This window comes from Ruegeria sp. YTSA168, from assembly GCF_059610045.1.
The window spans coordinates 13,187-36,880 of the sequence record NZ_JBXWMW010000011.1 but is presented as its reverse complement, the minus strand read 5'-3'; the positions used below and the strand labels follow the sequence as shown (position 1 = coordinate 36,880).

25 protein-coding genes are annotated in these 23,694 nt (G+C 58.0%); 13 read left to right on the top strand and 12 right to left on the bottom strand.

Annotated elements, in window-relative coordinates:
* Positions 1–13: 13 nt before the first annotated feature.
* From AC2FFE_RS16625 to AC2FFE_RS16605, 5 genes are all read right to left on the bottom strand, one after another.
* Positions 14–829, bottom strand: a complete 816-nt coding sequence (locus AC2FFE_RS16625) for a trypsin-like serine peptidase (protein WP_496847155.1) — start codon at positions 827–829, stop codon at positions 14–16.
* Positions 826–1,617 carry a trypsin-like serine peptidase gene (locus tag AC2FFE_RS16620; RefSeq protein WP_496847154.1) on the bottom strand — a complete coding sequence of 264 codons (792 nt, stop codon included), beginning with the start codon at positions 1,615–1,617 and terminating at the stop codon, positions 826–828. Before AC2FFE_RS16620 ends, AC2FFE_RS16625 begins: the two co-directional genes overlap by 4 nt.
* Positions 1,618–1,726: 109 nt before the next feature.
* A complete protein-coding gene (gene glcF, locus AC2FFE_RS16615; RefSeq protein ID WP_496820173.1) occupies positions 1,727–3,046 on the bottom strand; it encodes a glycolate oxidase subunit GlcF in 1,320 nt (439 codons plus the stop codon).
* 4 nt (positions 3,047–3,050) lie between these two features.
* Positions 3,051–4,151, bottom strand: coding sequence for a glycolate oxidase subunit GlcE (gene glcE / locus AC2FFE_RS16610; protein ID WP_496847153.1), 1,101 nt, complete (start codon positions 4,149–4,151; stop codon positions 3,051–3,053).
* A gap of 64 nt (positions 4,152–4,215) precedes the next feature.
* Positions 4,216–5,664, bottom strand: coding sequence for an FAD-linked oxidase C-terminal domain-containing protein (locus tag AC2FFE_RS16605; RefSeq protein ID WP_496847152.1), 1,449 nt, complete (start codon positions 5,662–5,664; stop codon positions 4,216–4,218).
* Between the two features lie 82 nt (positions 5,665–5,746).
* On the opposite strand from AC2FFE_RS16605, the gene AC2FFE_RS16600 reads away from it, so the two are divergent.
* Positions 5,747–6,445, top strand: coding sequence for a DUF599 domain-containing protein (locus tag AC2FFE_RS16600; protein WP_496820177.1), 699 nt, complete (start codon positions 5,747–5,749; stop codon positions 6,443–6,445).
* A gap of 35 nt (positions 6,446–6,480) precedes the next feature.
* Complete coding sequence (locus tag AC2FFE_RS16595; RefSeq protein ID WP_496820178.1) at positions 6,481–6,828, top strand: hypothetical protein; 348 nt, start codon at positions 6,481–6,483, stop codon at positions 6,826–6,828.
* Positions 6,829–6,831: 3 nt separating this feature from the next.
* Here the strand turns inward: AC2FFE_RS16595 and AC2FFE_RS16590 are convergent, their stop codons facing one another.
* Genes AC2FFE_RS16590 through rsfS form a run of 3 tightly spaced genes read right to left on the bottom strand, consistent with a single transcriptional unit; the run spans position 6,832 to position 8,298 of the window.
* A complete protein-coding gene (locus tag AC2FFE_RS16590; protein WP_496847151.1) occupies positions 6,832–7,317 on the bottom strand; it encodes a flavodoxin family protein in 486 nt (161 codons plus the stop codon).
* 1 nt (position 7,318) lies between these two features.
* Positions 7,319–7,789, bottom strand: a complete 471-nt coding sequence (gene rlmH, locus AC2FFE_RS16585) for a 23S rRNA (pseudouridine(1915)-N(3))-methyltransferase RlmH (protein WP_496820180.1) — start codon at positions 7,787–7,789, stop codon at positions 7,319–7,321.
* A gap of 44 nt (positions 7,790–7,833) precedes the next feature.
* Positions 7,834–8,298, bottom strand: a complete 465-nt coding sequence (gene rsfS / locus AC2FFE_RS16580) for a ribosome silencing factor (RefSeq protein WP_496820181.1) — start codon at positions 8,296–8,298, stop codon at positions 7,834–7,836.
* Positions 8,299–8,492: 194 nt separating this feature from the next.
* On the opposite strand from rsfS, the gene AC2FFE_RS16575 reads away from it, so the two are divergent.
* The 7 genes from AC2FFE_RS16575 (at position 8,493) to AC2FFE_RS16545 (ending at position 14,224) form a co-directional block, all read left to right on the top strand.
* Complete coding sequence (locus tag AC2FFE_RS16575; protein ID WP_496820182.1) at positions 8,493–8,999, top strand: hypothetical protein; 507 nt, start codon at positions 8,493–8,495, stop codon at positions 8,997–8,999.
* Positions 8,999–9,241 carry a helix-turn-helix domain-containing protein gene (locus tag AC2FFE_RS16570; RefSeq protein WP_496820183.1) on the top strand — a complete coding sequence of 81 codons (243 nt, stop codon included), beginning with the start codon at positions 8,999–9,001 and terminating at the stop codon, positions 9,239–9,241. The genes AC2FFE_RS16575 and AC2FFE_RS16570 overlap by 1 nt, the downstream gene beginning before the upstream one ends.
* 164 nt (positions 9,242–9,405) lie before the next feature.
* Positions 9,406–10,809, top strand: coding sequence for a 3-isopropylmalate dehydratase large subunit (leuC, locus tag AC2FFE_RS16565; RefSeq protein ID WP_496847150.1), 1,404 nt, complete (start codon positions 9,406–9,408; stop codon positions 10,807–10,809).
* 37 nt (positions 10,810–10,846) lie between these two features.
* Positions 10,847–11,389: an HdeD family acid-resistance protein gene (locus tag AC2FFE_RS16560; RefSeq protein ID WP_496820186.1), complete on the top strand. Its 543-nt coding sequence runs from the start codon at positions 10,847–10,849 to the stop codon at positions 11,387–11,389.
* 42 nt (positions 11,390–11,431) lie between these two features.
* A complete protein-coding gene (leuD, locus tag AC2FFE_RS16555; RefSeq protein WP_496820187.1) occupies positions 11,432–12,037 on the top strand; it encodes a 3-isopropylmalate dehydratase small subunit in 606 nt (201 codons plus the stop codon).
* A 331-nt stretch (positions 12,038–12,368) separates the two neighbouring features.
* Positions 12,369–13,199 (top strand): hypothetical protein, encoded by an 831-nt coding sequence (locus AC2FFE_RS16550; protein WP_496820189.1) that lies wholly within the window; start codon positions 12,369–12,371, stop codon positions 13,197–13,199.
* Positions 13,196–14,224 (top strand): endonuclease/exonuclease/phosphatase family protein, encoded by a 1,029-nt coding sequence (locus tag AC2FFE_RS16545; protein ID WP_496847149.1) that lies wholly within the window; start codon positions 13,196–13,198, stop codon positions 14,222–14,224. The genes AC2FFE_RS16550 and AC2FFE_RS16545 overlap by 4 nt, the downstream gene beginning before the upstream one ends.
* Here AC2FFE_RS16545 and AC2FFE_RS16540 read toward each other — a convergent pair.
* Entirely contained in the window at positions 14,188–15,114 is a 927-nt protein-coding gene (locus tag AC2FFE_RS16540; protein ID WP_496820192.1) for a Rossmann-fold NAD(P)-binding domain-containing protein, read from the bottom strand. The two genes, AC2FFE_RS16545 and AC2FFE_RS16540, sit on opposite strands and share 37 nt — an antisense overlap.
* Positions 15,115–15,197: 83 nt before the next feature.
* On the opposite strand from AC2FFE_RS16540, the gene AC2FFE_RS16535 reads away from it, so the two are divergent.
* Positions 15,198–16,091: a LysR family transcriptional regulator gene (locus AC2FFE_RS16535; protein WP_496820194.1), complete on the top strand. Its 894-nt coding sequence runs from the start codon at positions 15,198–15,200 to the stop codon at positions 16,089–16,091.
* A gap of 130 nt (positions 16,092–16,221) precedes the next feature.
* Complete coding sequence (gene leuB / locus AC2FFE_RS16530) at positions 16,222–17,325, top strand: 3-isopropylmalate dehydrogenase (protein WP_496847148.1); 1,104 nt, start codon at positions 16,222–16,224, stop codon at positions 17,323–17,325.
* A 51-nt stretch (positions 17,326–17,376) separates the two neighbouring features.
* On the opposite strand, the gene AC2FFE_RS16525 is transcribed toward leuB, so the two are convergent.
* Entirely contained in the window at positions 17,377–19,560 is a 2,184-nt protein-coding gene (locus tag AC2FFE_RS16525; RefSeq protein WP_496847147.1) for a transglycosylase domain-containing protein, read from the bottom strand.
* A 259-nt stretch (positions 19,561–19,819) separates the two neighbouring features.
* Here AC2FFE_RS16525 and AC2FFE_RS16520 point away from each other — a divergent pair, with 259 nt between their 5' ends.
* Positions 19,820–20,158: a P-II family nitrogen regulator gene (locus tag AC2FFE_RS16520; RefSeq protein WP_480500528.1), complete on the top strand. Its 339-nt coding sequence runs from the start codon at positions 19,820–19,822 to the stop codon at positions 20,156–20,158.
* Positions 20,159–20,191: 33 nt separating this feature from the next.
* Positions 20,192–21,502: an ammonium transporter gene (locus tag AC2FFE_RS16515; RefSeq protein WP_496820197.1), complete on the top strand. Its 1,311-nt coding sequence runs from the start codon at positions 20,192–20,194 to the stop codon at positions 21,500–21,502.
* A 118-nt stretch (positions 21,503–21,620) separates the two neighbouring features.
* Here AC2FFE_RS16515 and AC2FFE_RS16510 read toward each other — a convergent pair whose 3' ends face one another.
* Positions 21,621–22,805: an amino acid aminotransferase gene (locus tag AC2FFE_RS16510; RefSeq protein ID WP_496820199.1), complete on the bottom strand. Its 1,185-nt coding sequence runs from the start codon at positions 22,803–22,805 to the stop codon at positions 21,621–21,623.
* Entirely contained in the window at positions 22,805–23,659 is an 855-nt protein-coding gene (gene sseA / locus AC2FFE_RS16505; RefSeq protein WP_496847146.1) for a 3-mercaptopyruvate sulfurtransferase, read from the bottom strand. Before sseA ends, AC2FFE_RS16510 begins: the two co-directional genes overlap by 1 nt.
* Positions 23,660–23,694 lie beyond the last annotated feature (35 nt).

Here is a 23,694-nt window from a genome sequence, read left to right as displayed (position 1 = left end):
ATTTTGATGAAGTTCAACCCCCGCCCGAGCTGATGAATTTCGCGCCCGAGCTGGATTTATCCGACCCCACCTGCAACCGGCGGATCGAGGCCTTGGGTTTGGGTGCATTGCTGCGCATGATCGCCTTCAACTCGGACACGACATTCTTCAATTCCATTCCGAACCCGATCTTCTCGCCACCGCGTACACTGACCGCCGAAACAACCGACAGAATCTGCCAGCGCGCGCCGTTTTTGGCCAGAATCGCCGAACCGGAAGAACCAAAGGTGATATCGCAATTGAAGGTGATCAGCCCCAGACGCCGTTGCAGAATACTGCAGGATCGTTCACGCGTGATCGCCTCGGCCCGTCCGCGCCCGTAGGATGCAATGCTGATTTCCCCATTCGGCACCCGCCCGTCATGCAGGGCAAACGGATCGGCAATCGAATAGGGGATCGGTTCTTCCAGCCGCATCAGCGCAACGTCATCGCGAATGTTTTCAACGGACAAAGCTGCGCCCGCGTCATAGCCCGGATGGGACACGATTTGCACCACTTTGCGTTCAGCCAGCGCAGTGCCATTGCTCAGCCCCGCGCGAAACGTGACCTCACCGGGCTCATAGGGCTTGCCGGTTGCCCTGTCCAAAGCACAATGCGCAGCCGTCAAAACCAGATCCTGCGCAATCAACGTCCCGGTGCAGAACGACCGTGTGCCAACGTCGAGCCTCCCGATCGCCTCCCACCCGTACAGGTCCTCACGATCCGTCAGTTTGCGTTTGTTGGCCTGCGCCTCAGCTATTGTTGCCAAAAGGGCGAGACTGAAAAGAGCCGTGAGTATCGTCTTAATCATGGCTTGATAAACCTCGCTCCGACATTTTTGCCGCCACTGCCGTTCAAAGCAGATGAATCGATACCACGCCCGGCCTCAAGTTCAGCCTGCAACAACTCGAACGCCTTATCGACAGTTGTACCGATTGCCACACTTTCCCCATTCATGCTGGCCTTTGCAGAGATAACCGAAACGATCTTCGGTTCTGGTTCAGAAAACAGGAACACCGGCGCCCCCGATGATCCGAAATTCACATCGCATGACATGACCACAACATCCGATTGCCGGTTCACGACCGAGCACACCTGTTGCAGCGAAGGGGCTTCGGCCCGGTTTTGTGCATATGAGACCACACCCACGTTTTGGCCCCGTTTTGGCGCGGCACCGATCTCAAAAGGAGATACGGATAGGTTTCTGATAGGCTGCCACAGCTCAACCAAGGCTACATCACAACCGAAGCTATTTTGGGATATCTTGGCTTGGAAATTATAATCGGGATGAATCGCTACGCGCCGTACATCGCGATAGGCCAGCGCTCTACCTAAGCGCCAGCCAGCCAGAAATTCCATATCCGCCGGATCGATAAACTGGCCCGTGGATTTGTTGTACATGCAATGAGCGGCAGTTAGCACGAGATCTGGTGCAACCAGCGTGCCGGTGCAAAACCCAACACCTTTGATGTCCAGTCGCCCAACAGCCATCCAATCCCGCCCAGAATCAGATGTATCAAGGCTTCTTAGCCCACTATCCTGCGCGGTGGCCGCTAAAGGCAGCACACAAAGCGCGATTGCTTTGATCCAGTTTCGCACGCGGTACTCCGCCCGATTCCCCCGGCCAAGTGTCCTACGGGGCGGGTACGGCGAAAATAGGGCGGCAGGGGAATTTAAAGGTCGTGATGCGGCGGGGCATCACGCCGGTTCAGCGCAAAATTGGAACTTCAGGGGCCACGGGCTCAGCACCCAACGCGCGTGGTTTGGGCCCACCGGTGACCCAATCCAACAGCTCGACCGTATGCACAATCGGCACCTCGGTTGCCGAACCGATCTGCATCATGCAACCGATATTACCCGCCGCTATGATATCGGGCTTCTTGGCTTCTAATGTTTTGACCTTGCGGTCTTTCAGCTTCGCTGAGATTTCGGGCTGCATCAGGTTATAGGTCCCGGCACTGCCACAGCATAAATGGCTGTCCGCAGGTTCGACCACCTTGAATCCTGCGCGTTTCAACAGGTCTTTGGGGAAGGTCTTTATCTTCTGCCCATGCTGCAGGGAACACGCCGCATGATACGCGACCGTCAGTCCCCGATCACCCTGCTCTGGCAGGTCCAATTGCATCAGCAACTCGCTGATATCCATCGTCATCCCTGAGACCCGCGCCGCGTCCTCTGCCAGATTCTCGTTGCGAAACATATGGCCGTAGTCCTTGACCGTCGTACCGCATCCGGAGGTGTTGATCACTATAGCATCCAGGCCGTCCCCATCCACCTCGCGCATCCAGGCGCGGATGTTTGCGGCGGCGGCGGCATGGCTATCGCGGCTTTTGCCCATGTGATGGGTCAGCGCGCCACAGCAGCCGGCACCTTCAGCCACCACTACCTCGCACCCCAATCGGGTCAGCAGCCGGATCGTGGCGTCATTGATATCGGTATTCAGCGCTTTTTGCGCACAGCCCGTCATCAACGCGACGCGTTTCTTGCGGGCCACTTTTGGCGCGAAGCTCTGCGGATCATCATTGCGACTGACCGGAGGAATGTATTTAGGTGCCATGTCCAGCATCGCCCGCAATCGCGCATCCGGCATCAACGACCGAAAGGGCCGCCCCAGCTTGGCCCCGATCAGTGCCCAACGAAACCGCATCGGATAAGGCAGAATTTGCGCCAGAACCCAGCGTAACACACGATCCGAGAGCGGGCGTTTATAGGTGTTTTCGATGTATTCCCGAGCGTGATCAACCAGATGCATATAGTGCACGCCTGACGGACAAGTCGTCATACAGGCCAGACACGACAAGCAACGGTCAATATGTTTCACCGTCTTTTCATCCGGCACACGCTCATTCTCGAGCATATCCTTGATCAGGTAAATCCGGCCTCGCGGGCTATCCAGCTCATCCCCCAGAACCTGATAGGTGGGGCAGGTGGCAGTGCAAAACCCGCAGTGCACACAGTTCCGCAAAATCTCGTTTGCGCGCCGGGTTCCCGGGTCTTTCAACTGGTCTTCGGTGAATGTCGTTTGCATCTGCCTACCCCATCAACCCCGGATTAAACACGCCTTTCGGATCGAACCTCTGCCTCAATCCCTGCGTTATCTTGGCCAGCGGTTCGGGCTCGGGCTGAAACCGTCCGATTGATTGAATTGTCCCGGGCGCGGCTCGCACAAGTGTGGCGTGACCCTCAAAGCCGCCCAATCGGGCGCGAATATCTGATCCCGCATCCACAAGCGCCCAAACCAGCCCGCCGCCCCAATCCAGCAGCAGGTTTTTGGCCTCCAGCCGCGCCGCAACCTCTGCCGCATCCGAGGGCTTTATGGAAATACGCCAAACATCACCGTCCTTGTTGGCAAATCTGCCCACATCCCGGATCGCGCGCCATGTCTCTTCTGGCTCTTCGATCTGGAAAGCCTCACCAAAGTTCGAAAGCTCACGCCGCAACCGATCGGCCCGATACGCGACAGAATCGGCAAACCCTTCGACCCGCAACAGAGTCTGACCCAATTCGGGATCATAAGCGGCACCGCTCACCTCAAACGGGGATTTCAATGCGGTCGACAGTACCTGAACTGTCGCTGACACCTGCGTGACCGGAACGCCCAAAACCGCTAGCGCCTCTGGCTTTGGCAGCACTTTCATTGACACCTCGCTCAGCACCCCCAACGTACCCCACGACCCGGCCATCAGCTTGACCAGATCATAGCCGGTGACATTCTTCATCACCCGCCCGCCATTCTTGATGATCTGCCCCTGCCCATCGACATAACGCACACCCAGCAGAAAATCCCGGCACGCCCCGGCCTGTATCCGCCGCGGGCCCGAGATATTGGCGGCCACAACCCCGCCAATGGTGGGCTCACCCTTGGTGTCCAGCAATGCACGATAATCCGCAGGCTCAAACGCCAGGTGCTGACCTTCCGCTGCCAGCGTTGCCTCAATCTCAGCCACCGGCGTCCCGGCCTGTGCCACCAAAGTCAGCGCACCCGGTTCATAAAGCGTTATGCCACTCAACCCCGCCGTACTCAAAACCGGTTCAGGCCCAAGCACGCCGCGCGTTCCTCCGCCCTGAATACGCACCGGCTCGGTCAACCCGGCCACGATATCGGCCAGTTCCATCTCTGTCTCAGGTCTCATATCACTTCTTCTGTTCAAAAATACCTCGGGGGAGGCGCGCAAAGCGCGGCGGGGGCAGAGCCCCCTATTCTGCCGCCATCTGCGCCACGCGGCGTGCTTCGGACACATCCAGTGGAAACACCTTGGCCGGGTTTAACAACCATCTGGGATCGAACACATCCTTCACCGCCATCTGCGCCTCAAGGTCTGCAGGCGCGTATTGATGCGACATCAAATCCCGCTTTTCTATACCCACCCCATGTTCTCCAGTCAGGCAGCCACCCACATCGACACAAAGCTTCAGGATATCCGCACCAAAGGCCTCGCATTTCTCCAGATCGCCGGGTTTGTTGGCGTCAAACAGGATCAGCGGGTGCATATTGCCATCCCCTGCATGAAAAACATTGCCCACCGGCAGACCATAGTCTTCGCTCAACTCTCCAATCCGACGCAGCACTTCTGGCAGCGAGGACACCGGGATCGTTCCATCCAGACACATGTAGTCGTTCAGCTGCCCCATCGCGCCAAAGGCTGATTTCCGGCCCAGCCAGATTTTGGCACTTTCCTCGGCCGATTGGCTCTCACGCAGTTCTACCGGGTTATGGCGCTTGGCGATCTCGATGATCTTGGACAGCTGATCATCGATCTCGGCCTCGGATCCTTCAACCTCGACGATCAGCAAGGCCGTGCAATCGGGATAGCCTGCATGGGCGAAGTTTTCGCAGGCCTTGATGCACAGCGTATCCATGAACTCTATCGCCACGGGCAGAATGCCCGATTTGATGATGTCCGAAACACATTCCCCGGCCACTTCATTGTCATCGAACCCCATCAGCACAGGCCGCGCGCCTTCGGGCTTGCGCAGGATACGCAGCGTTGCCTCGGTCACGACGCCCAGCTGCCCTTCCGACCCGCAGATGACGCCCAATAGATCCAGTCCGCCAGAATCCAGATGCGCCCCGCCGATCTCGGCCACGCGACCATCCATCATCACCATCTTGACGCCCAGCAAATTGTTCGTCGTCACGCCGTATTTCAGGCAATGCGCCCCGCCCGAATTCATAGCTATGTTCCCGGCAATGGCGCAGGCCAGTTGCGACGATGGGTCTGGCGCATAAAAGAAGTCCCCCTCTTCAACCGCGCCGGTTACACTCAGATTGGTGCGGCCGGTCTGAACGCGGATGAAGCGGTTGTCATAATCGGTTTCCAGCACCTCATTCATACGCGCCACACCAAGGATCACACTATCTGCCGTTGGCAGCGCCCCGCCGGCGAGCGACGTTCCCGCACCGCGCGGAACCACGGGCACGCCTTCTTCATGGCAAATGCGCAAAACGTCCGAGACCTCCTGCGTGGTTGAAGGCAGCACTGCCAGCATCGGCGGGCAGCGATATGCCGTCAGCGCGTCACATTCATAAGCGCGTGTCTCTGCCGGGTCGTGGATTACCGCGTCCTCGGGCAAAACCCGCTGCAACCGCGCCAGAACGCTGTGCTTTCGCGCAAGCACATCGGGATTTGGCTGCGGCATTTCCATGGCTGATCCTCCAATTTGGTAAAGTAATATTACCAATTTCTGCATCTGGCAAGTTTCGATCTCCCGACGTAGTGTCGCAGTCATGTCTTGGATCGCTCAATCCCTTCCTTTTTCCCTGCCCGACTATGGCGCTTTGCTGCTGTTGCTGGGGTCCTGGCTTTGGATCGGTTGGCGGGTTGAAAACGCTTCTGCTCAGACGCCCTCGGTCAGTCGTATCATGGATGGCTATCGCCGGGATTGGATGAAGGAAATGGTCACCCGGCAGCCGCGCATGTTTGATGCGCAAGTGGTTGGCACGATGCGGCAGGGAAGCACGTTTTTCGCCTCGACAACCATGATCGCCATCGGCGGTGGGCTCGCCTTGTTGGGCAATCCTCAGCGGTTGGCCGGGCTGGCTGAGGATTTGGCGCTGGGTACAGCACCCGCATTGGTATGGGAGGTCAAGATATTGATCATCCTTCTGTTTCTGGCCAATGCATTCCTGAAATACGTCTGGGCACATCGCCTTTTCGGTTATTGCGCGGTACTGATGGCCGCAGTCCCGAACGAGCCAGATGATCCCACGGCTTACCCGCGCGCTGCACAAGCGGCCGAGATCTGTGTCACCGCAGCGCGCAGCTTCAATCGCGGGCTACGCGCTACCTATTTTGCCCTGGCCGCGGCGGCTTGGATATTGGGACCAATCCCGTTGATTCTGGGCACGGTGATCACGATGGCCATGCTCTATCGGCGGGAATTTGCATCGCAATCGCGCACGATTTTGCTCGACACCGGATCGTGATCGTCATGTCGGACAAGACAAGGTAAGATCACCATATGAGATACCTTGTTCTTTGCGCCCTGCTGGCCAGCCCCGCCTTTGCCGATGCTCCGGTGATCGAAAAGGTCACCGCCCACCGCAGTGGCGAGACCTGGCGATTCGACGTCACCATCCGTCACCCGGACACAGGCTGGGACGATTATGCTGATGGCTGGCGCGTTCTAGACATGGACGAGACCGAATTGGGAATGCGCGTTTTGCATCACCCGCATGTGGATGAACAGCCCTTCACCCGGTCCCTTGGCGGAGTTGCCATTCCAGAAGGCACCACACAGGTCCAGATCCAAGCCCGCGACAATGTCGGAGGCTGGAGCGACAATACCACCGTGATCGACCTGAACTGAGGGTCAGAACACCCCGAGGCTAAGACCTGCTGCCATCGCCGCGCCAATTTCACGACATTTATCCAACTGATCTTGGGGGATGACTTTCTCGGCAAGTATCGCCTCGGGTGTTTGCGCATTGGTACACAAGATCAGCGGCGGCTGTACCTCTTTCAATCGCCAGCCGGTGGCGATCCGTGCTGTTTGGCGGGCAGCGTTCTCTCCATCCGATCCGGCGCAGATCATCTGCGCATAGGGGCGACCCTCGATCTGACCCAAAACGGGGTAGTAGCAGCGGTCGAAGAACTCTTTCATCAGGCCCGAAATCGCGGCGAGATTTTCGGGCGCACAGAATATGTATCCGTCAGCGGTTAACATGACCTCGGGGTCTGCCTGATCCGCAGTTTTCAGCAGGACATCGGCCTCATCTCGCGCCGCCTCGGCCGCGGCTTCGGCCATTTGCCGGGCACCGCCGGTGCGCGAGTGATAGACAATCAAAAGCTGCGCCATGTCAGACCCGGTGATAAGGGCCGCCCGACAGGATGGTTGCGGCCCGGTAAAGTTGCTCGGCCAGCATCACACGGACCAGCATATGGGGCCAGACCATTGACCCGAAAGAGATGGAAAAATCCGCCTCGGCCCGCAGCGAGGGGTCTATGCCGTCTGCTCCCCCGATGATCAGAGCCAAATCCTGCCGCCCGGCATCACGCCAATTGCCCAGCTTTCGCGCAAAATCCGGTGAGGACATGACACGCCCACGCTCATCAAGCGTGCAGATCACAGCCCCTTTGGGCAGCGCCTTGCGCAGCAATACGGCCTCGGCGCCCATCCCTGCGTTTTTCTTGTCCTCAACATCGATTACCCGCGCAGGACCAAGGCCCAGCGCGCGGCCGGTTCGATCAAACCGGGTCAGGTAGTCGTCAAGCAGGGTTTTCTCGGGTCCGGCGCGCAATCGCCCGACCGCAACTATGCTGATACGCATATCTCTCTCGCCTCCGGCCCCTCAATGCAGGCCGGGATGGCGCCTCAATTGGCTGAGGCGCTGCCGCCCGCAGGCTGCCACATCTTTTCCAGCTGGTAGAATTCACGCACTTCGGGGCGGAAGATATGGACGATCACGTCGCCCGTATCGATCAACACCCAGTCGCCGGCATCCTTGCCTTCGACCTTTGAGGTGAAACCAAACTCCTGCTTGATGCGATCCGTCAGCTTTTCCGCCATGGCCGCGACCTGACGGGTCGACCGACCCGAGGCAATTACCATGTGATCCGCAACCGAGGACTTACCACGCAGATTGATCTGCACGACATCTTCGGCCTTGTCATCGGAAAGTGAGGAAAGGATGCGTTCAAGCAGCTTGTCGCTGATTGACTGAGAGTGGGCCATCACTGCGACCCCGTCTTCGGCAGGCAAACCCGCCTGAGTATGTAGAGACAGGACATAGTCCTCCTTTGCTATGCGCCGCCAAATCCCCGGCGCCGGGATAGTCATAAAGTAACAAGCGCCCCGTGACATTTCAATGAAGGCCCGAATGCAATCTTTGTTCAAATCGAATCTGGTGCATCGATGCATAATTTGTTGGCCAAAAAAGCAGGGGCATAGCACCAATAAGAGCCTAAAATTTCATTCTTTCTAATCTTTCTTTATTGTTATAAAATAATTTATTGTATGAAGGAGATAAGCTCATGCGACACCGCGTTACACATATGGCGAAATGGCTTAACCGACTAACCAATGGCGCGATCTTCGTGATCCCGGCTTTGGCGATCTACGCAGCCGTCAGCGGTGAAATTCCTTCTTTGTCCAAGGCATGGTCCGATGCGCATTTCGTCCGTTTCATTGCTTTGGCGGTGATCGCAGCGATTGGGTTGGCATTGTTGATCCGAATGCTATGGATCCTGCGCTCAATCCTAAAAGACTGCGTACGCGGCGCTGTTCTCGTGCCTGAGACTACGGAAAACGTGCAGCGTTTGGGACGGGCGATACTGGCGCTCGCTGTGTTCCAATCCTTTGACAACACATTGATCAGCCTTGCTGAAAGCATCGGAAAAGCCAACGGGGATCGTAGCCTAGTTGTGAGTTTTGGCTCATCAGACCTTCTCATGCTGCTATGCGCGGGGCTTGTCTATCTGATTGGATGGATCTTTGCCGAAGCCGTATTGATCGATCGCGAGAATCGGGAATTCGTTTGATGCAGATAATCGTGCGGCTTGATGTCATGATGGCCAAACGCAAGATCAAAGGGCGTGACCTTGCAGTGGCGATCGGCATCACAGAGCAGAATTTGAGTCTTTTGAAATCCGGCAAAGTCAAAGGGGTGAGGTTCGAAACACTTGCCAAGTTGTGCCAGGTCTTAGACTGCCAACCGGGCGACTTGCTGGAAGCCATGATAGACGACCCGTCCATTTCCCTTGAACCAATCTCAAGCGGATAGTATCTGGTGCCCATGAGACTCAATGTGGCCCAAGAACAAAATCTAGAAGATCGCGCGCGCCTGCGCGAGAGGTTCTATGGGGCTGCCCGCACGGTTCTGGCCCGCCTACCCGCGGCCTAAGCCACCTCGCCAGCTATTTCTCATTACATACGGGGAGAGGACAGATGTCCCCCAAAACACTCTATGACAAGATCTGGGATGCCCATGTCGCGCATGAAGCCGATGATGGCACCTGCCTGCTTTATATCGACCGCCATCTGGTGCATGAAGTGACCAGCCCGCAGGCGTTTGAAGGCCTGCGTATGGCGGGGCGCCAGGTACGCGCACCGGAAAAGACAATTGCCGTACCCGACCATAACGTGCCCACCACTGCGGACCGGGTGAACGGTATCGAGAACCCGGAATCGCGCATTCAGGTCGAGGCGCTGGACAAGAACGCAAAGGATTTCGGCATTCACTATTACCCGGTGAATGATGTGCGTCAGGGCATCGTGCACATCGTTGGCCCGGAACAGGGCTGGACCCTGCCCGGCATGACTGTTGTCTGCGGCGATAGCCACACAGCCACTCACGGCGCGTTCGGTGCGCTGGCCCACGGCATCGGCACGTCCGAGGTTGAGCATGTTCTGGCCACGCAGACCCTGATCCAGAAGAAGTCCAAGAACATGAAGGTGGAAATCACTGGCAAATTGCAGCCGGGCGTGACCGCCAAAGACATCACTCTGGCTGTGATCGGTCAGACCGGCACCGCTGGCGGCACCGGCTATGTCATCGAATATTGCGGCGAAGCGATCCGCGATCTGTCGATGGAAGGTCGCATGACCGTCTGCAACATGGCCATCGAAGGCGGTGCCCGCGCGGGCCTGATCGCGCCGGATGAGACCACCTTTGAATATGTCAAAGGCCGCCCGCACGCACCGAAAGGTGCACAGTGGGAAGCCGCAATGGACTGGTGGAAAACGCTGTACACCGACGACGATGCACATTTTGACAAAGTCATCACCTTGCGCGGCGAAGACATCGCACCGGTCGTCACATGGGGCACCAGCCCCGAAGACGTGTTGCCAATCACTGCTTCGGTTCCTCACCCCGAAGATTTCGAAGGTGGTAAGGTCGATGCAGCCCGCCGGTCCATTGAGTATATGGGCCTGGAAGCCGGACAGAAACTCAGCGATGTGGAAATCGATACCGTCTTTATCGGTTCCTGCACCAATGGCCGGATCGAAGACCTGCGTGCCGCGGCTGAGATCCTAAAGGGCAAAAAGATCAAGGACGGCATGCGCGCCATGGTCGTGCCGGGATCGGGCCTTGTTCGCGCTCAGGCCGAAGAAGAAGGTCTGGCCGAGATATTCAAGGACGCTGGTTTCGAATGGCGTCTGGCCGGATGCTCCATGTGTCTGGCGATGAACCCCGATCAGTTGCAACCGGGCGAGCGCTGCGCCGCGACCTCGAACCGCAACTTCGAGGGTCGTCAGGGTCGGGGCGGACGCACCCACCTGCTGAGCCCGGCCATGGCCGCTGCAGCTGCCATCACTGGACGTCTTACAGATGTCCGAGAGTTGATGTAAGCTGCCCTCATTAATCAACTTTTGAGGGAATTGAGACATGAGTAACTGGGTCAAATGGCTGTTGCTGGGGCTGCTGTCCTTGGCATTCGGCGTGTTCGCGCTCGGCAATGCCATTGCCGCATCTCTTGCGGTAACGTTGGTCACCGGTGTGTTGCTGCTGATCGCAGGCGCGCTGCAGATTGTCGGCGGCTTCACTGTCGAGGGCACCGGTAACAAGATCCTGTCACTCATCATGGGTGCCGTGATGCTGTTCCTCGGCTGGTCCTTTTGGGCTCATCCACTGGAAGGCACACTAACGCTGGCCACGGTGATGTTGATCCTGTTTTTGGCAGGCGGCATCGCACGGGTCATCCTGTCCTTCCAGATGCGCGGAACTCAATTCTTCTTACCGACTCTGATCTCGGGCATTCTGTCGATCATTCTGGCAGGTATCATCTGGTCTTATGCAAGCAGCGAACCCGCAGCTTTGCTAAGCCTGCTGGGGATCCTTCTGGGTATCGAGATGCTTTTCAACGGGGTTGGATTGGTCTTTATGGCGCTGTTCGTCAAAAACGCGCCCGGTGAAACAACAGAGACTTAAACGCGAGGCATGGGCGCGGCCCTACCCCGCAGGAGTGTAGACATGGAAAAGTTTGAAAAAGTCCACGGGGTGGCCGCCCCAATGCCGTTGATCAATATCGATACCGATATGATCATCCCCAAAGTTCACCTGAAAACCATCAAACGGTCCGGCCTTGGCGTCGTTCTGTTTGACGAGATGCGCTATCACGATCATGGCGGCGAGAACGAAGAATTCATTCTGAACAAACCAGCCTATCGCAATACCGAGATTCTGGTGGCAGGCGACAATTTCGGCTGCGGTTCATCGCGTGAACATGCGCCTTGGGCGATTAAGGATTTTGGCATCAAGGTCGTGATCTCGACCAGCTTTGCCGACATCTTCTTCAACAACTGCTTTAAGAACGGCATTCTTCCCATCGTGGTTGAGGAAGAGCATCACGCAGTGCTGATGGACGACGCGCATAAGGGCGAAAATGCCCGTATGACCGTGCATCTGGAAGATCAGAAGATCACCACATCGGACGGCGTGGTTATCGAGTTTGACATCGATCCTCATCGCAAACACTGCCTGTTGAACGGTCTGGATGATATCGGCCTGACGATGGAAAAAGACCACCACATCGACAAATTCGAGGATCACGCGCGTCAGGCCCGCCCCTGGGTGTGATTCTGTGGATGATTCTGTGGGTACTCAACCCTATGGGGTCGCATACGCGACCCCATTCTCATTTTTGGGGTTGGAACGCTGAAAACCACAACATCTAGGTCTCACTTTGAGATACACGCCGGATTTGCGTCAAAAATGATGCAATCCCGCACCAGTTGCGCCATCTTTTTGCCTGAAATCACGTGTTATCTGCACCCTGGCTTGAGCGGAATGCCGCTTATCGTCCAAGGTGTCGGAAACGAGGCATCCGTCACTTTAACAAACGGGCGGGCACAAGTTGGAACCAAGTTGGCAAAGACCGGCTGGTCCAGTTTGAAAAAGGGTTCGGATAGTGATTGCGCGCACAACAGGGGCGGCGTTACGTGGAATATTGGTTGCACTTCTGGTGCTAACCCCCGCGTTGTACCTGCCAGTAACATCGACGAACGGGACCGAGATAGTGGTCTTTCTCGCGATCCTCGCGTTTATTTTGACATTTGCCGAATATAACTCTGCCTTTCCCAGCTTTATCGAATTCCGCGACGCCCCACCGGTGAACCGGTTGCGGTTTGTCGGGCTGATGTCGATGGTCACCTTCCTGACCTTGATCTGCAAGAATGGCTACGCTCCGACACAGCTGACCACATTCTCGTATTCTGTGGGTCTGGCGGTCGCAAATGTAGTCGATTTCCCGTATTCTCCGGTACGCCTGATCGTGCTGATGCTGCCGGCTGATGCCAGCGCGCCGCTGGTAGAGTTAGTGCGCATCACCGCCAGCATCGCCTATGTTGCGGCACTGGTGACGATTGCCAGCTTCGCCTATGCGGTGAAACTGCGGGGCTGGCCAACCGGGAATGGGGCGTTCAACGTCTGGACCAACCTGCCGCTGTTTGACCCCACCAAAGGCGGAGACGTGGTCAACCGCCTTCAGCGCGATGGCCGTCTGAACATCTGCATCGGCATCCTGCTGCCTTTCCTGATCCCCGCTGTTATCAAGTTGCTGACCAACTTCGCCAATCCGATCTCTCTGAACAACCCCCAGACCCTGATCTGGACTATGAGCGCCTGGGCCTTCCTGCCCGCCAGCATGATCATGCGTGGCATGGCGACCCTGCGCATTGCCGGGTTGATCGTCGAAAAGCGACGCGCCTATTCAACATCCGAGACCGCTCAGGCCGCATGATCCGCGCCCTGATCCTGCTGTTGCTGCCCGTCGTGGCGCAAGCAGACGTGGTGCGTATTGCAACCTACAACACCGAGCTCAGCCGCAAGGGTCCTGGACTTCTACTGCGCGACATCCAGAGGGGTGACCCGCAGGTTCAGGCCGTTGTCGATGTGCTGGCAACCGCGCACCCGGATATCGTAGCGCTTCAAGGTATCGATTGGGACATGGACGCCTTTGCGCTGACCGCGCTGGCCAGCGCGTTGCGTGAAGCCGGGTTGGACTATCCCTATCTCTTTACGGCTCAGCCAAATTCCGGACTGGAAACGGACCTTGATCTGGACGGGGATGGCCGAACACACGGCCCCGGAGACGCGCAGGGTTGGGGGTTATTTACCGGGCATGGCGGTATCGCGGTGATGTCACGGTTTGAGATTTTGAACACCGACGTGCGGACGTTCGAAACGCTGTTGTGGCAGCAATTACCCGGTGCAGAGTTACCCGTCTCAGACGGCAAGCCCTATCCGTCAAGGCAAGCGCATGACGCGCAACGCTTGTCATCGACCGGACACTGGATCGTACCGATCAATACGCCACTGGGTCGGCTGAGCTTGATGACCTTCCATGCAACACCCCCGGTGTTTGACGGCGCCGAAGATCGCAACGGGTTGCGCAACCGCGATGAAATCCGGTTCTGGTCTGTGTTGATGGACGGCGATCTTGACCCCGTTCCAAGCACGCCGTTTGTCATCGCAGGCGACGCCAATCTTGACCCGCAACACAGCGATGGCCGGACACAGGCCATCGCCACATTGCTGTCGGATCCGCGCCTGCAAGACCCGCTGCCCAAATCCCCCTCAGGCGAGATCGCAACCGTTTATTGGAAAGCGGTTGGTGCGCTTCGAGTCGACTATGTCTTACCCTCTGCCGATCTGCAGGTGGTGGATGCGGGCATATTCTGGCCGCAGCCCGGTGACGAGATGAGGGGCAGTGCCGAGCAGGCCAGCCGTCACCGGCTGGTTTGGGTGGACGTCACAACCCCATAAGGCTTTGAGGCGACCGAAGACACCAGACTGTGTTTATGCGCGATGGCAGACCGCATCGCCTGATCCAAATCGGTATGCGGTACATCCTCGATCAGTTCTGACAGGAATGCGCCATCCAACTGGTGTGGAAGGTCCCACAAGTATCGCATCTCAAGCAGGTGCGGGGCCATACGCCAGAACGGGCGTACCAACTGTATGGGCCACCACTCCATCTTGGCGATCGCAATCTCCTGCCCGGTAACACGGGACAGCGATTGTGCGATCTCGTTGCCCGTCAGCGTGTAGCCGGGAAAAGGGACATCGCAGAACCGAGGAAGCTCGTGCCGCATCTCGGCCAGCATCACTGCGGTGCGGGTCAAATCAGGCAGATAGGCCCAAGCATGCGGGATATCTGGATTGCCCGGATACGTAAGTCGCCCTTTCGACAAACCTTTGATCATGATCTGATCGAACCAATTGCCCGAAGCGCAAGTGTCGATGAAATCGCCAGCGCGCAAGATTATCGTCCGGACGGATGAGCTTCGATACGCCTCCTCCATCTCTATCCTGATCCGGCCCAGCGGGTTTTGCGCGCGATGCGGGCTACCTCCGTACCAGGGGCCCGGGGTCTCGGTGCCGAAGACATAGACATTGCCGGGTACGATCACGGTTGTCCCTGCCTGCGCCGCCACATCGATCACCTGACGATGCAAGCCAGGCACCAATCGCGCCCAATCCGTGTAGGGTGGGTTCCAGGCGTTGACAATCACATCAACCCCCTGCGCGGCCGTTTCCAGACTGTCCACTTTGCGATTGAATGTGCGAACCGACCAACCAGCCTCTTGAAACGCCACACTGGCGTTGCGGCCAAATCGACCGTTGGCCCCAAGAATGAGTACGGATTTCTGCATAACACTCTCCTTACCCCGTCAATCTAATCATACAAATGATCAATGGAATTGCTGGGAGATGCAGATCGTGTATTCATTTTTGTATGGACAGATCTATCACCCATTCCGACTGGTCCCTGATCCAAAGCTTTCTGGCCGTGGCCGAAACCGGCTCGCTGTCTGCCGCCGCTCGGCGTCTGGACCGCAGCCAGCCGACGCTCGGGCGCCAGATCCGCGCACTTGAGGATGAGTTGGGCGTGTCCCTGTTCGACCGCCATGCGCGCGGGCTTAAGCTGAGCGAGGTGGGCACGCAGTTGCTGCCAATGGCGCAGCAAATGCACTCAGCGATGAGCACCTTTAGTCTGATGGCAGCGGGGCAGTCGCAACAACTGGAAGGCACAGTACGCATCACAGCATCGGTCTTTGCGTCACATCACCTGCTGCCTCCTATTCTGGCACAAATCCGCGCCCAGGAACCTGCCATTCAGCTGGAACTGGTCGCCACGGATGCAACCGAAAACCTGTTGTATCGCGAAGCCGACATCGCCGTGCGCATGTACCGGCCCGAGCAGATGGATATCGTCTCGCGCTATCTGGGGGATGTCCCTTTGTGTTTCTGCGCCGCCACCTCGTATCTCGAGCGGGCAGGACGGCCGGAAAAACCCAAGGATCTGTTCGGTCATGATCTGGTCGGCTTCGATGCCAATGAGCAGATCATCACCAAAATGCGCCAACAGGGTTGGCCCGCGAACAAAGGAAGTTTTGCCACGCGCTGTGACTTGCAGAGCGCCTATTGGGAGCTGATCCGCGCCGGATGCGGTATAGGGTTCAGCCAAGTTCAGGTGGCCGAGGCCGACCCGCTGGTCGAGGTTCTTCCGTTGGATGTTGATATCCCGGTACTTCCTGTCTGGCTGGCCGCGCCACAGGCGATGCGACAAACGCCGCGAATCCGCCGTGTCTGGGACCTGCTGACCGAGGGGTTGAAGGCCTCTCTCTGACCGGTTTCCAGCGCATAAGGTCAAGAAACCCGAATTCCCGACAAGAACCTGTGTTTAAGCCCGCACGTCTCATTGACCCGATGCGGCGCAAGCGCTAGGGCCTTTGCTGTCAAACGCAAGGAGATCCTTCATGTCCAACCCCTCGCTCCTCATCCTGCCCGGAGATGGAATTGGCCCCGAAGTTATGGCCGAAGTGCGCCGCATCATCGATTGGTTCGGCACCAATCGCGGCCTGGAATTCGACGTGAGCGAGGATCTGGTCGGGGGTGCGGCCTATGACGCCCATGGCAAGCCCCTGTCGGACGAGACCATGGCCAAAGCACAAGAGGTCGACGCGGTTCTTCTGGGTGCGGTAGGCGGCCCGAAATATGACGATCTGGATTTCAGCCTGAAGCCCGAGCGCGGATTGCTGCGTCTGCGCAAGGAAATGGATCTGTATTCGAACCTGCGTCCGGCACAGTGCTTTGACGCGCTGGCCGATTTCTCGTCGCTGAAGAAAGACATCGTCGCGGGCCTCGACATCATGATCGTGCGCGAGCTGACATCGGGCGTCTATTTCGGTGAGCCACGCGGCATTTTCGAGGAAGGCAACGAGCGCGTGGGCATCAACACCCAGCGCTATACCGAATCCGAAATCGAGCGCGCCGCGCGCTCGGCCTTTGAACTGGCGATGCGCCGGAACAAAAAGCTGTGCTCGATGGAAAAGGCCAACGTGATGGAATCCGGCATCCTGTGGCGTGAAGTGGTCGAGCGTGTCAGCGCCGATTACCCTGAGGTCGAACTGAGCCATATGTATGCTGACAATGGCGCCATGCAGCTGGTCCGCGCCCCGAAACAGTTTGACGTGATCCTGACCGACAACCTGTTCGGGGATATCCTGTCGGATTGTGCCGCGATGTTGACCGGCAGCTTGGGTATGCTGCCCTCAGCCAGCTTGGGCGCTCCGATGGCCAATGGCCGCCCCAAGGCAATGTACGAGCCGGTACACGGGTCAGCCCCCGATATCGCGGGCAAGGGCAAAGCCAACCCCATCGCCTGTATCCTCAGCTTTGCCATGGCGCTGCGCTATAGCTTTGATCAAGGCGCCGAGGCTGGCCGCCTGGAAGCTGCGATCGAAAAGGTCCTAGCCGACGGCGTGCGCACCGGTGATCTGTTGGCGGATGAGGGTGTTCAGCCGGTTTCGACCTCGGAAATGGGCGATGCCATTCTGGCAGCATTGGACGCGAGCGTCTAAGTTCTGCCACAGCTGAAATTCAAAAGGCGGTGCCCAGCGCACCGCCTTTTTTTAGTTGCCGCCAAAGATACCCTTGAGCAGGTTGTTGATGTCCTCTGCAAAACCACCCTGCCTGCGGCGAGGCTGCGGCTGCGCCACCTGAACCGGCGGTTCTGGCACGATCATCGGCAAGGGTGTTGGCGTCATCCCTTCGGTCACGCGCACCATCGTCTCTTTCCAAATCTCGGCAGGCAAGCCGCCACCGGTGACACCGGACAAGGGCGTATTGTCGTCATAGCCCATCCAGACACCGGCCACGTAATCCGCCGTAAATCCGATGAACCAGGCATCCCGCGCGGCCTGTGTTGTGCCGGTTTTGCCCGCAACCTGCCAGCCCGGCAGCTTGGCCCGCCCGCCAGTACCTTCGGACACGACGCGTTCCATCATCCAGGTCAGCAGTTTCGCGGCGCTGTCATTGATCACCCGCTCACCGATACCCGTGGTTGTCACCATCACAGGTTCGGTTTCGCCCAGTAGCTTCAACTCGGTCAGGCCATAGGGCTCAACCGAGGATCCGCCGTTCAGGATGCCTGCATAGGCCCCGGTCATCTCGATCAGCGTGCTTTCCGATGCCCCCAACGCCAGCGCTGGTCCTTGTGCCAGATCGCTGGCAATTCCGAAGCCGCTGGCGACGGTCCGCACGTTGTCGAGCCCCGCGACCTCAGCCACTTTCACGGCAGGGATGTTCAACGAGTTCTTCAGCGCATCCGCCAGCGTCACACGGCCATAGAACTTATTCGTGTAGTTCTTCGGACACCATTCGCCCGATCCCGGAATGTTGACACAATAGGGTTCATCCATCACCGTGGCATAAGGTGAATACCCAAGTTCTAGCGCAGTGGCATAGACAAACGGCTTGAACGATGACCCGGTTTGGCGCAGCGCCTGCGTGGCCCGGTTGAACGCGCCTGAAACACGGGTGTTGCGCCCACCGACCATGGCGCGCACCGCCCCATCCGCTGACATCACGACAATCGCCGCCTGCGCCTTGGACCCTTTGCGCACCTTTTCCTGAAAGATGTATTGCAGCGCCTCTTCGGCAGATTTCTGGATGCGCTGATCCAGCGTGGTGCGGATCACCACATCTTCGGTGGTGTTGCGGGTGAAAAACTCCGGCCCGCTGGCCATCACCCAATCGGCGAAGTAGCCGCCCGCCCGCGCAGCGGCAGCGGCAGACAGTTCTGCCGGGCGCGCACGCGCTTCGCTGGCCTGTGCGCCTGAAAGATAGCCCTGATCCTCCATTAGACCGACCACAAGCCGGGCGCGATCTTGTGATCGTTGCAGGCTGTTGGTGGGGGCATAGCGCGTGGGTGCGACCAGAAGACCGGCCAACATAGCCGCTTCGGCAGGAGAAACCTCGGCTGCTGATTTGCCGAAGTACCGCTGGCTGGCAGCTTCGAACCCACGTGCACCAGCCCCTAGAAACGCACGGTTCAGATAGATCGTCAGGATTTCGTCTTTGGAGTATTTGACCTCCATCGCCAGCGCATAGATCGCCTCTTTGCCCTTGCGCCAGAGCGAACCCTGGCGGCAATCCGCTTCATATGCGGCCTCGGACTCCCACTCAGTCGGATCATAAGGCACACCCAGACACAGCAGCTTGGCTGTCTGTTGGGTGATGGTCGAGCCTCCATGGCCCGACAGTGGCCCGCGCCCTTCGCTCAGGTTGATACGCACCGCACTGGCAACCCCACGCGGGCTGACGCCGAAATGGCGATAGAACCGCTTGTCCTCGGTCGCAATCACAGCGTTTTTTAGATGGGGTGAAACCGTATCTGCTGTGATCACCCCGCCAAACTGGTCTCCGCGCCAGGCAAAAACCTTGCCATCCCGATCCAGCAAGGTCACCGATCCGCGCGCGCGCCCATCCAGCAGGGCGTCCGCATCGGGCAACGAGGTATAGACAACGCCAACGGCCAAAGCGACCAGCATCGCGATAACGGCACCCACGCGCCATGTGACACCCCAGATCAGTCGCCAGATCCAACGGAACAGACGGCGGAAAAACCCCCCGCCATTGCCACCCGAACGCTTGCGCGTCTTCTTTCGAGCCGTCTTGCGCGTGGTCGTCTTTCGGGCGGTGGATTTCTTGCCCGCCGGTTTCGCAGCCCGCTTGGTCGTCGAAGGCTTGCGCCCCTTCGACGGGTATCGTTTATCCGCGACCAATCTTGGCTTGCGGCGCTTGGACTCAGTCATGCTCAAACTCTGCCCGGTTATTCTTTTGGCACACCATACCCCGACGACATAGCTATGTAGAGGTCCGATTTTCCGGAATTTCCCCTCTCATATTCGCCTAATTTTTAGTCGTTCGGCAAGTTTTGTGCAAAAATTGTGCAACTTTGCGTCATTTTCGAACCATTTAACGACGGGGAATCGTTCCTAAACGCCCCTCCTCAGGCTCTTTTTCTGCAGGTGCAAACAAGCCGGTGTGACCGGAGAAGCAGAGGGGACTGACGTGAAACTCATCATTGCGACAATCAAGCCGTTCAAGCTCGAGGAGGTGCGCGAGGCACTGACCCAGGCTGGCGTGCGCGGCATGATGGTGACCGAAATCAAGGGCTTCGGCTCACAATCCGGTCACACAGAAATCTATCGCGGCGCAGAATACGCCGTGAACTTCGTACCCAAGATCAAATTGGAAATCGTGGTGCCAGCCACGATGGCCGACCAAATCGTTGAGACCATCACCAACACTGCCAAAACCGGCAAGATCGGTGACGGCAAGATTTTCGTCCTCGATGTCGAGCAGGCCATGCGTGTACGGACCGGGGAAACAAACGAAGAGGCGCTCTGAGCGCCGACACTCATATAAATTCGAGGACTGACAATGAACCTGATGAAATCTCTCATCCCTGCTGCCGCGCTTGTCGTGCTGCCGCAGATGGGTCTGGCGCAAGAGGCCGCTACCGGCGAAGCCGCGCTGCACACCCAGTATATCTTTACCACCCTGCTGTTCTTGATGGCGGGTTTCCTGGTCTTCTTCATGGCGGCAGGCTTTGCCATGCTGGAAGGCGGTTTGGTGCGTTCCAAGAACGTCGCCATGCAGATGACAAAAAACGTGGCGCTGTTTTCCATCGCCGCGATCATGTACTGGCTGGTTGGCTTCAACACGATGTATCCGGGTGACTTCAATGGCTTCTTTGCCATTGGCGGTCCGACCGTGCTGGACCCGGTAGGTGTTGACCCTGCCGAGGCTGCTTTGGACTATGCCTCAATCGGTTCGGACTTCTTCTTCCAACTGGTCTTTGTGGCTGCAACCGCGTCCATCGTATCGGGTGCCGTGGCGGAACGGATCAAACTGTGGCCGTTCCTGATCTTCGTGGTCGTGCTGACCGGTATCATGTACCCAATTTCTGGCTCCTGGCAGTGGGGCGGCGGCTGGTTGTCCGAAGCGGGCTTCTCGGATTTCGCTGGTTCGACCGTCGTGCACTCGGTCGGTGGTTGGGCGGCTCTGGCTGGTTGTCTGATCCTTGGCCCGCGTATCGGCAAGTACAAAGACGGCAAGGTTCACCCGATGCCCGGTTCGAACTTGGCGCTGGCCACCTTGGGTACATTCATCCTGTGGCTGGGTTGGTTCGGCTTCAACGGCGGCTCACAGCTGGCCATGGGCACCGTGGGTGACGTAACCGACGTGTCGCGCATCTTTGCCAACACCAACATGGCCGCAGCCTCCGGTGCTGTTGCTGCCCTGATCCTGACCCAGGTTATGTACAAGAAGCCTGACCTGACCATGGTGTTGAACGGCGCGCTGGCTGGTCTGGTTTCGATTACTGCCGAGCCTCTGGCCCCGTCCCTGTTCGGATCGCTATGGATCGGTGCAGTAGGTGGTATCATCGTGGTCTTCGCGGTCCCGATGCTGGACAAGTTCAAGATCGACGACGTTGTTGGTGCCATTCCTGTTCACCTGTTCGCAGGCATCTGGGGCACCATCGCCGTAATCTTCTACGGCGAAGCCAGCCTGATTACCCAGCTGACCGGCATCGTCGCATACGGTGTGTTCACCTTCGTCGGCGCTCTGATCGTGTGGTCCATCCTCAAAGCGGTGATGGGCATCCGTGTCAGCGAAGAGGACGAGATCAATGGTCTTGATATGGCAGAACTGGGTATGGAAGCTTATCCGGAGTTCTCCAAAGGCTAAGACCTGAGATAACCTCTCGAAGGCCGGGCGTTCTTGCCCGGCCTTTTCTTTTGCTCGACTCTGAAAACAAAAAAGCCGCACTGATCTGAGCGGCTTTTGTTTCGCTATGAAGTGCCGCTTAGACTCCAACGTCTACAATCGCCTTCGCCAGAATAGGCACTGTAGTCGCATTCAGACCGGCTATGTTCAGGCGGCTGTCGCCGACCATGTAGATCCCGTGGTCCGCACGCAGTTTCTCGACCAGTTCAGGTGCAGCACCCAGACGCGAGAACATACCGCGATGTTGGGCGACAAAACTGAACCGATCCGACCCGGTCAGACGCTGAAGCTCATCCGCCAGCTGCTGACGCAGACCCAGCATGGAGAGGCGAACCTCCTCCAGCTCAGCGGCCCAGTCGGCGCGCAAGGCGTCGTCGTTCAGGATGGTGGTCACGACCCGTGCGCCATGATCCGGCGGGAACGAATAGTTCTGGCGGTTCAGGAAGGCAAGCGTCGACTGGTTCAATGACGTCTGCGCCGCATCATCGCTGATCGCCATCAGTAGGCCGGTCCGCTCACGATAGACGCCGAAGTTCTTCGAACAAGACGCCGCGATCAGGCACTCTTTGACAGACGAGGCCACCAGACGGGCTGCCTGCGCGTCTTCCTCAAGACCGTCGCCAAAGCCCTGATAGGCGATGTCGATCATCGCAACCAAGCCTTGCGCATTGATTAGGTTCACGACCTCTTGCCATTGCACCATGTTCAGGTTCGCGCCGGTCGGATTGTGGCAGCAACCGTGCAGCAGAACCACGTCGCCCGCCTTGGCGGTTTTTAGGTCCTCGATCATACCGTCGAAATCGACGCCACGGGTTTCGCCATCGAAATAGCGATAAGCGACCGTCTCGATGCCCAGATAATTCAGGATCGACAGGTGGTTGGGCCATGTCGGGTTCGATACAAATACGCGCGCCTCAGGGTTGGCCATACGGATCATCTCGAACGCCTGACGGCAGGCACCTGTACCACCCGGAGTCGCAACGGCCGCAATATTGGCGCGCGGCACCGCATCGCCAAGGATCAAGCCGATCATCGCATCGGAATAAGCCGGATCACCGGCCAGACCGGTATAGGCTTTGCTCTCCTGCTCCTCCAGAATGCGCTTTTCGGCAGCTTTGACCGCTCGCATAACCGGGGTAACACCTTCGGCATTCTTGTAGACGCCAACACCCAGATCGATCTTTTGATCGCGCGGGTCTTCGCGGTACATCTGCATCAGCGCCAGGATCTTATCGGCGGGCTGCGGTTTGAGGTTTTCGAACATCAGGTCTCTCCGGTTGCGACGGGCAGGGTTGGGAAGGCACCCCATTCAGCCCAGGAGCCGTCATAAAGCGCGTGGTCTTTTTTACCCATGCGCTCAAGCGCAAGGCTAAGGATTGCCGCCGTCACACCCGATCCGCATGAGGTGATTGCAGGTTTGGACAAATCAACGCCTGCGGCTTCGAACACAGCGCGGCACTCTTCGGGTGATTTCATCGTCCCGTTCTTGTTCAACAGCGTTCCGAAGGGCACATTGCGTGAGCCGGGGATATGGCCCGAGCGCAAACCTTCGCGCGGCTCTGGTTCCGCTCCGGCAAAGCGGGCGGCGGAACGGGCATCGATGATCTCATGATCAGCCAGCTTGGCGGCGGCAGACACTTGTGTCACGTCGCGCACCAGATGGTTCTGAACCCGCACGGTCATATGACGATCCCGGATTACTGGGGGCAAATCCTCGATCTCGCGCCCTTCGGCCTGCCATTTTGGCAGACCGCCATCCAGCACGGCAATGTTGTCCTGCCCCATCAGGCGGAACATCCACCAGACGCGCGCAGCTGAGGACAGGCCAGAGCCATCATAGACAACCACCTGATGTCCATCCCCCACGCCCATCGAGCGCAGGCGTGACATGAACTTCTCGACCGGAGGCATCATATGCGGCAGGTCCGAGCGATGATCGGCAATATCGTCGATATCAAAGAACCGCGCGCCCGAGATATGACCTGCATCATATTCGGCTTTGGCATCGCGCCCATGCTGCGGCAGGTACCACGACCCATCCAGCACCCGCAGATCGGGGTCCTTGATATGGGCGGCAAGCCAGTCGGTGGAAACCAGGGTTTTCGGATCGTCTTGCATCAAAGCCTCCCCTAAGCGAGTCTGAGTTTCCCTAT

Coding starts and splice junctions, on each gene's coding strand:
- AC2FFE_RS16570 (WP_496820183.1), top strand. CDS start 8,999: ATGCAGATAATCGTGCGGCTTGATGTCATGATGGCCAAACGCAAGATC.
- AC2FFE_RS16575 (WP_496820182.1), top strand. CDS start 8,493: ATGCGACACCGCGTTACACATATGGCGAAATGGCTTAACCGACTAACC.
- AC2FFE_RS16535 (WP_496820194.1), top strand. CDS start 15,198: ATGGACAGATCTATCACCCATTCCGACTGGTCCCTGATCCAAAGCTTT.
- leuC (WP_496847150.1), top strand. CDS start 9,406: ATGTCCCCCAAAACACTCTATGACAAGATCTGGGATGCCCATGTCGCG.
- AC2FFE_RS16510 (WP_496820199.1), bottom strand. CDS start 22,805: ATGTTCGAAAACCTCAAACCGCAGCCCGCCGATAAGATCCTGGCGCTG.
- AC2FFE_RS16600 (WP_496820177.1), top strand. CDS start 5,747: ATGTCTTGGATCGCTCAATCCCTTCCTTTTTCCCTGCCCGACTATGGC.
- AC2FFE_RS16605 (WP_496847152.1), bottom strand. CDS start 5,664: ATGGAAATGCCGCAGCCAAATCCCGATGTGCTTGCGCGAAAGCACAGC.
- rsfS (WP_496820181.1), bottom strand. CDS start 8,298: ATGACTATCCCGGCGCCGGGGATTTGGCGGCGCATAGCAAAGGAGGAC.
- sseA (WP_496847146.1), bottom strand. CDS start 23,659: ATGCAAGACGATCCGAAAACCCTGGTTTCCACCGACTGGCTTGCCGCC.
- AC2FFE_RS16625 (WP_496847155.1), bottom strand. CDS start 829: ATGATTAAGACGATACTCACGGCTCTTTTCAGTCTCGCCCTTTTGGCA.
- leuD (WP_496820187.1), top strand. CDS start 11,432: ATGGAAAAGTTTGAAAAAGTCCACGGGGTGGCCGCCCCAATGCCGTTG.
- AC2FFE_RS16595 (WP_496820178.1), top strand. CDS start 6,481: ATGAGATACCTTGTTCTTTGCGCCCTGCTGGCCAGCCCCGCCTTTGCC.
- AC2FFE_RS16515 (WP_496820197.1), top strand. CDS start 20,192: ATGAACCTGATGAAATCTCTCATCCCTGCTGCCGCGCTTGTCGTGCTG.
- AC2FFE_RS16545 (WP_496847149.1), top strand. CDS start 13,196: ATGATCCGCGCCCTGATCCTGCTGTTGCTGCCCGTCGTGGCGCAAGCA.
- AC2FFE_RS16525 (WP_496847147.1), bottom strand. CDS start 19,560: ATGACTGAGTCCAAGCGCCGCAAGCCAAGATTGGTCGCGGATAAACGA.
- glcF (WP_496820173.1), bottom strand. CDS start 3,046: ATGCAAACGACATTCACCGAAGACCAGTTGAAAGACCCGGGAACCCGG.
- AC2FFE_RS16540 (WP_496820192.1), bottom strand. CDS start 15,114: ATGCAGAAATCCGTACTCATTCTTGGGGCCAACGGTCGATTTGGCCGC.
- rlmH (WP_496820180.1), bottom strand. CDS start 7,789: ATGCGTATCAGCATAGTTGCGGTCGGGCGATTGCGCGCCGGACCCGAG.
- glcE (WP_496847153.1), bottom strand. CDS start 4,151: ATGAGACCTGAGACAGAGATGGAACTGGCCGATATCGTGGCCGGGTTG.
- AC2FFE_RS16590 (WP_496847151.1), bottom strand. CDS start 7,317: ATGGCGCAGCTTTTGATTGTCTATCACTCGCGCACCGGCGGTGCCCGG.
- leuB (WP_496847148.1), top strand. CDS start 16,222: ATGTCCAACCCCTCGCTCCTCATCCTGCCCGGAGATGGAATTGGCCCC.
- AC2FFE_RS16560 (WP_496820186.1), top strand. CDS start 10,847: ATGAGTAACTGGGTCAAATGGCTGTTGCTGGGGCTGCTGTCCTTGGCA.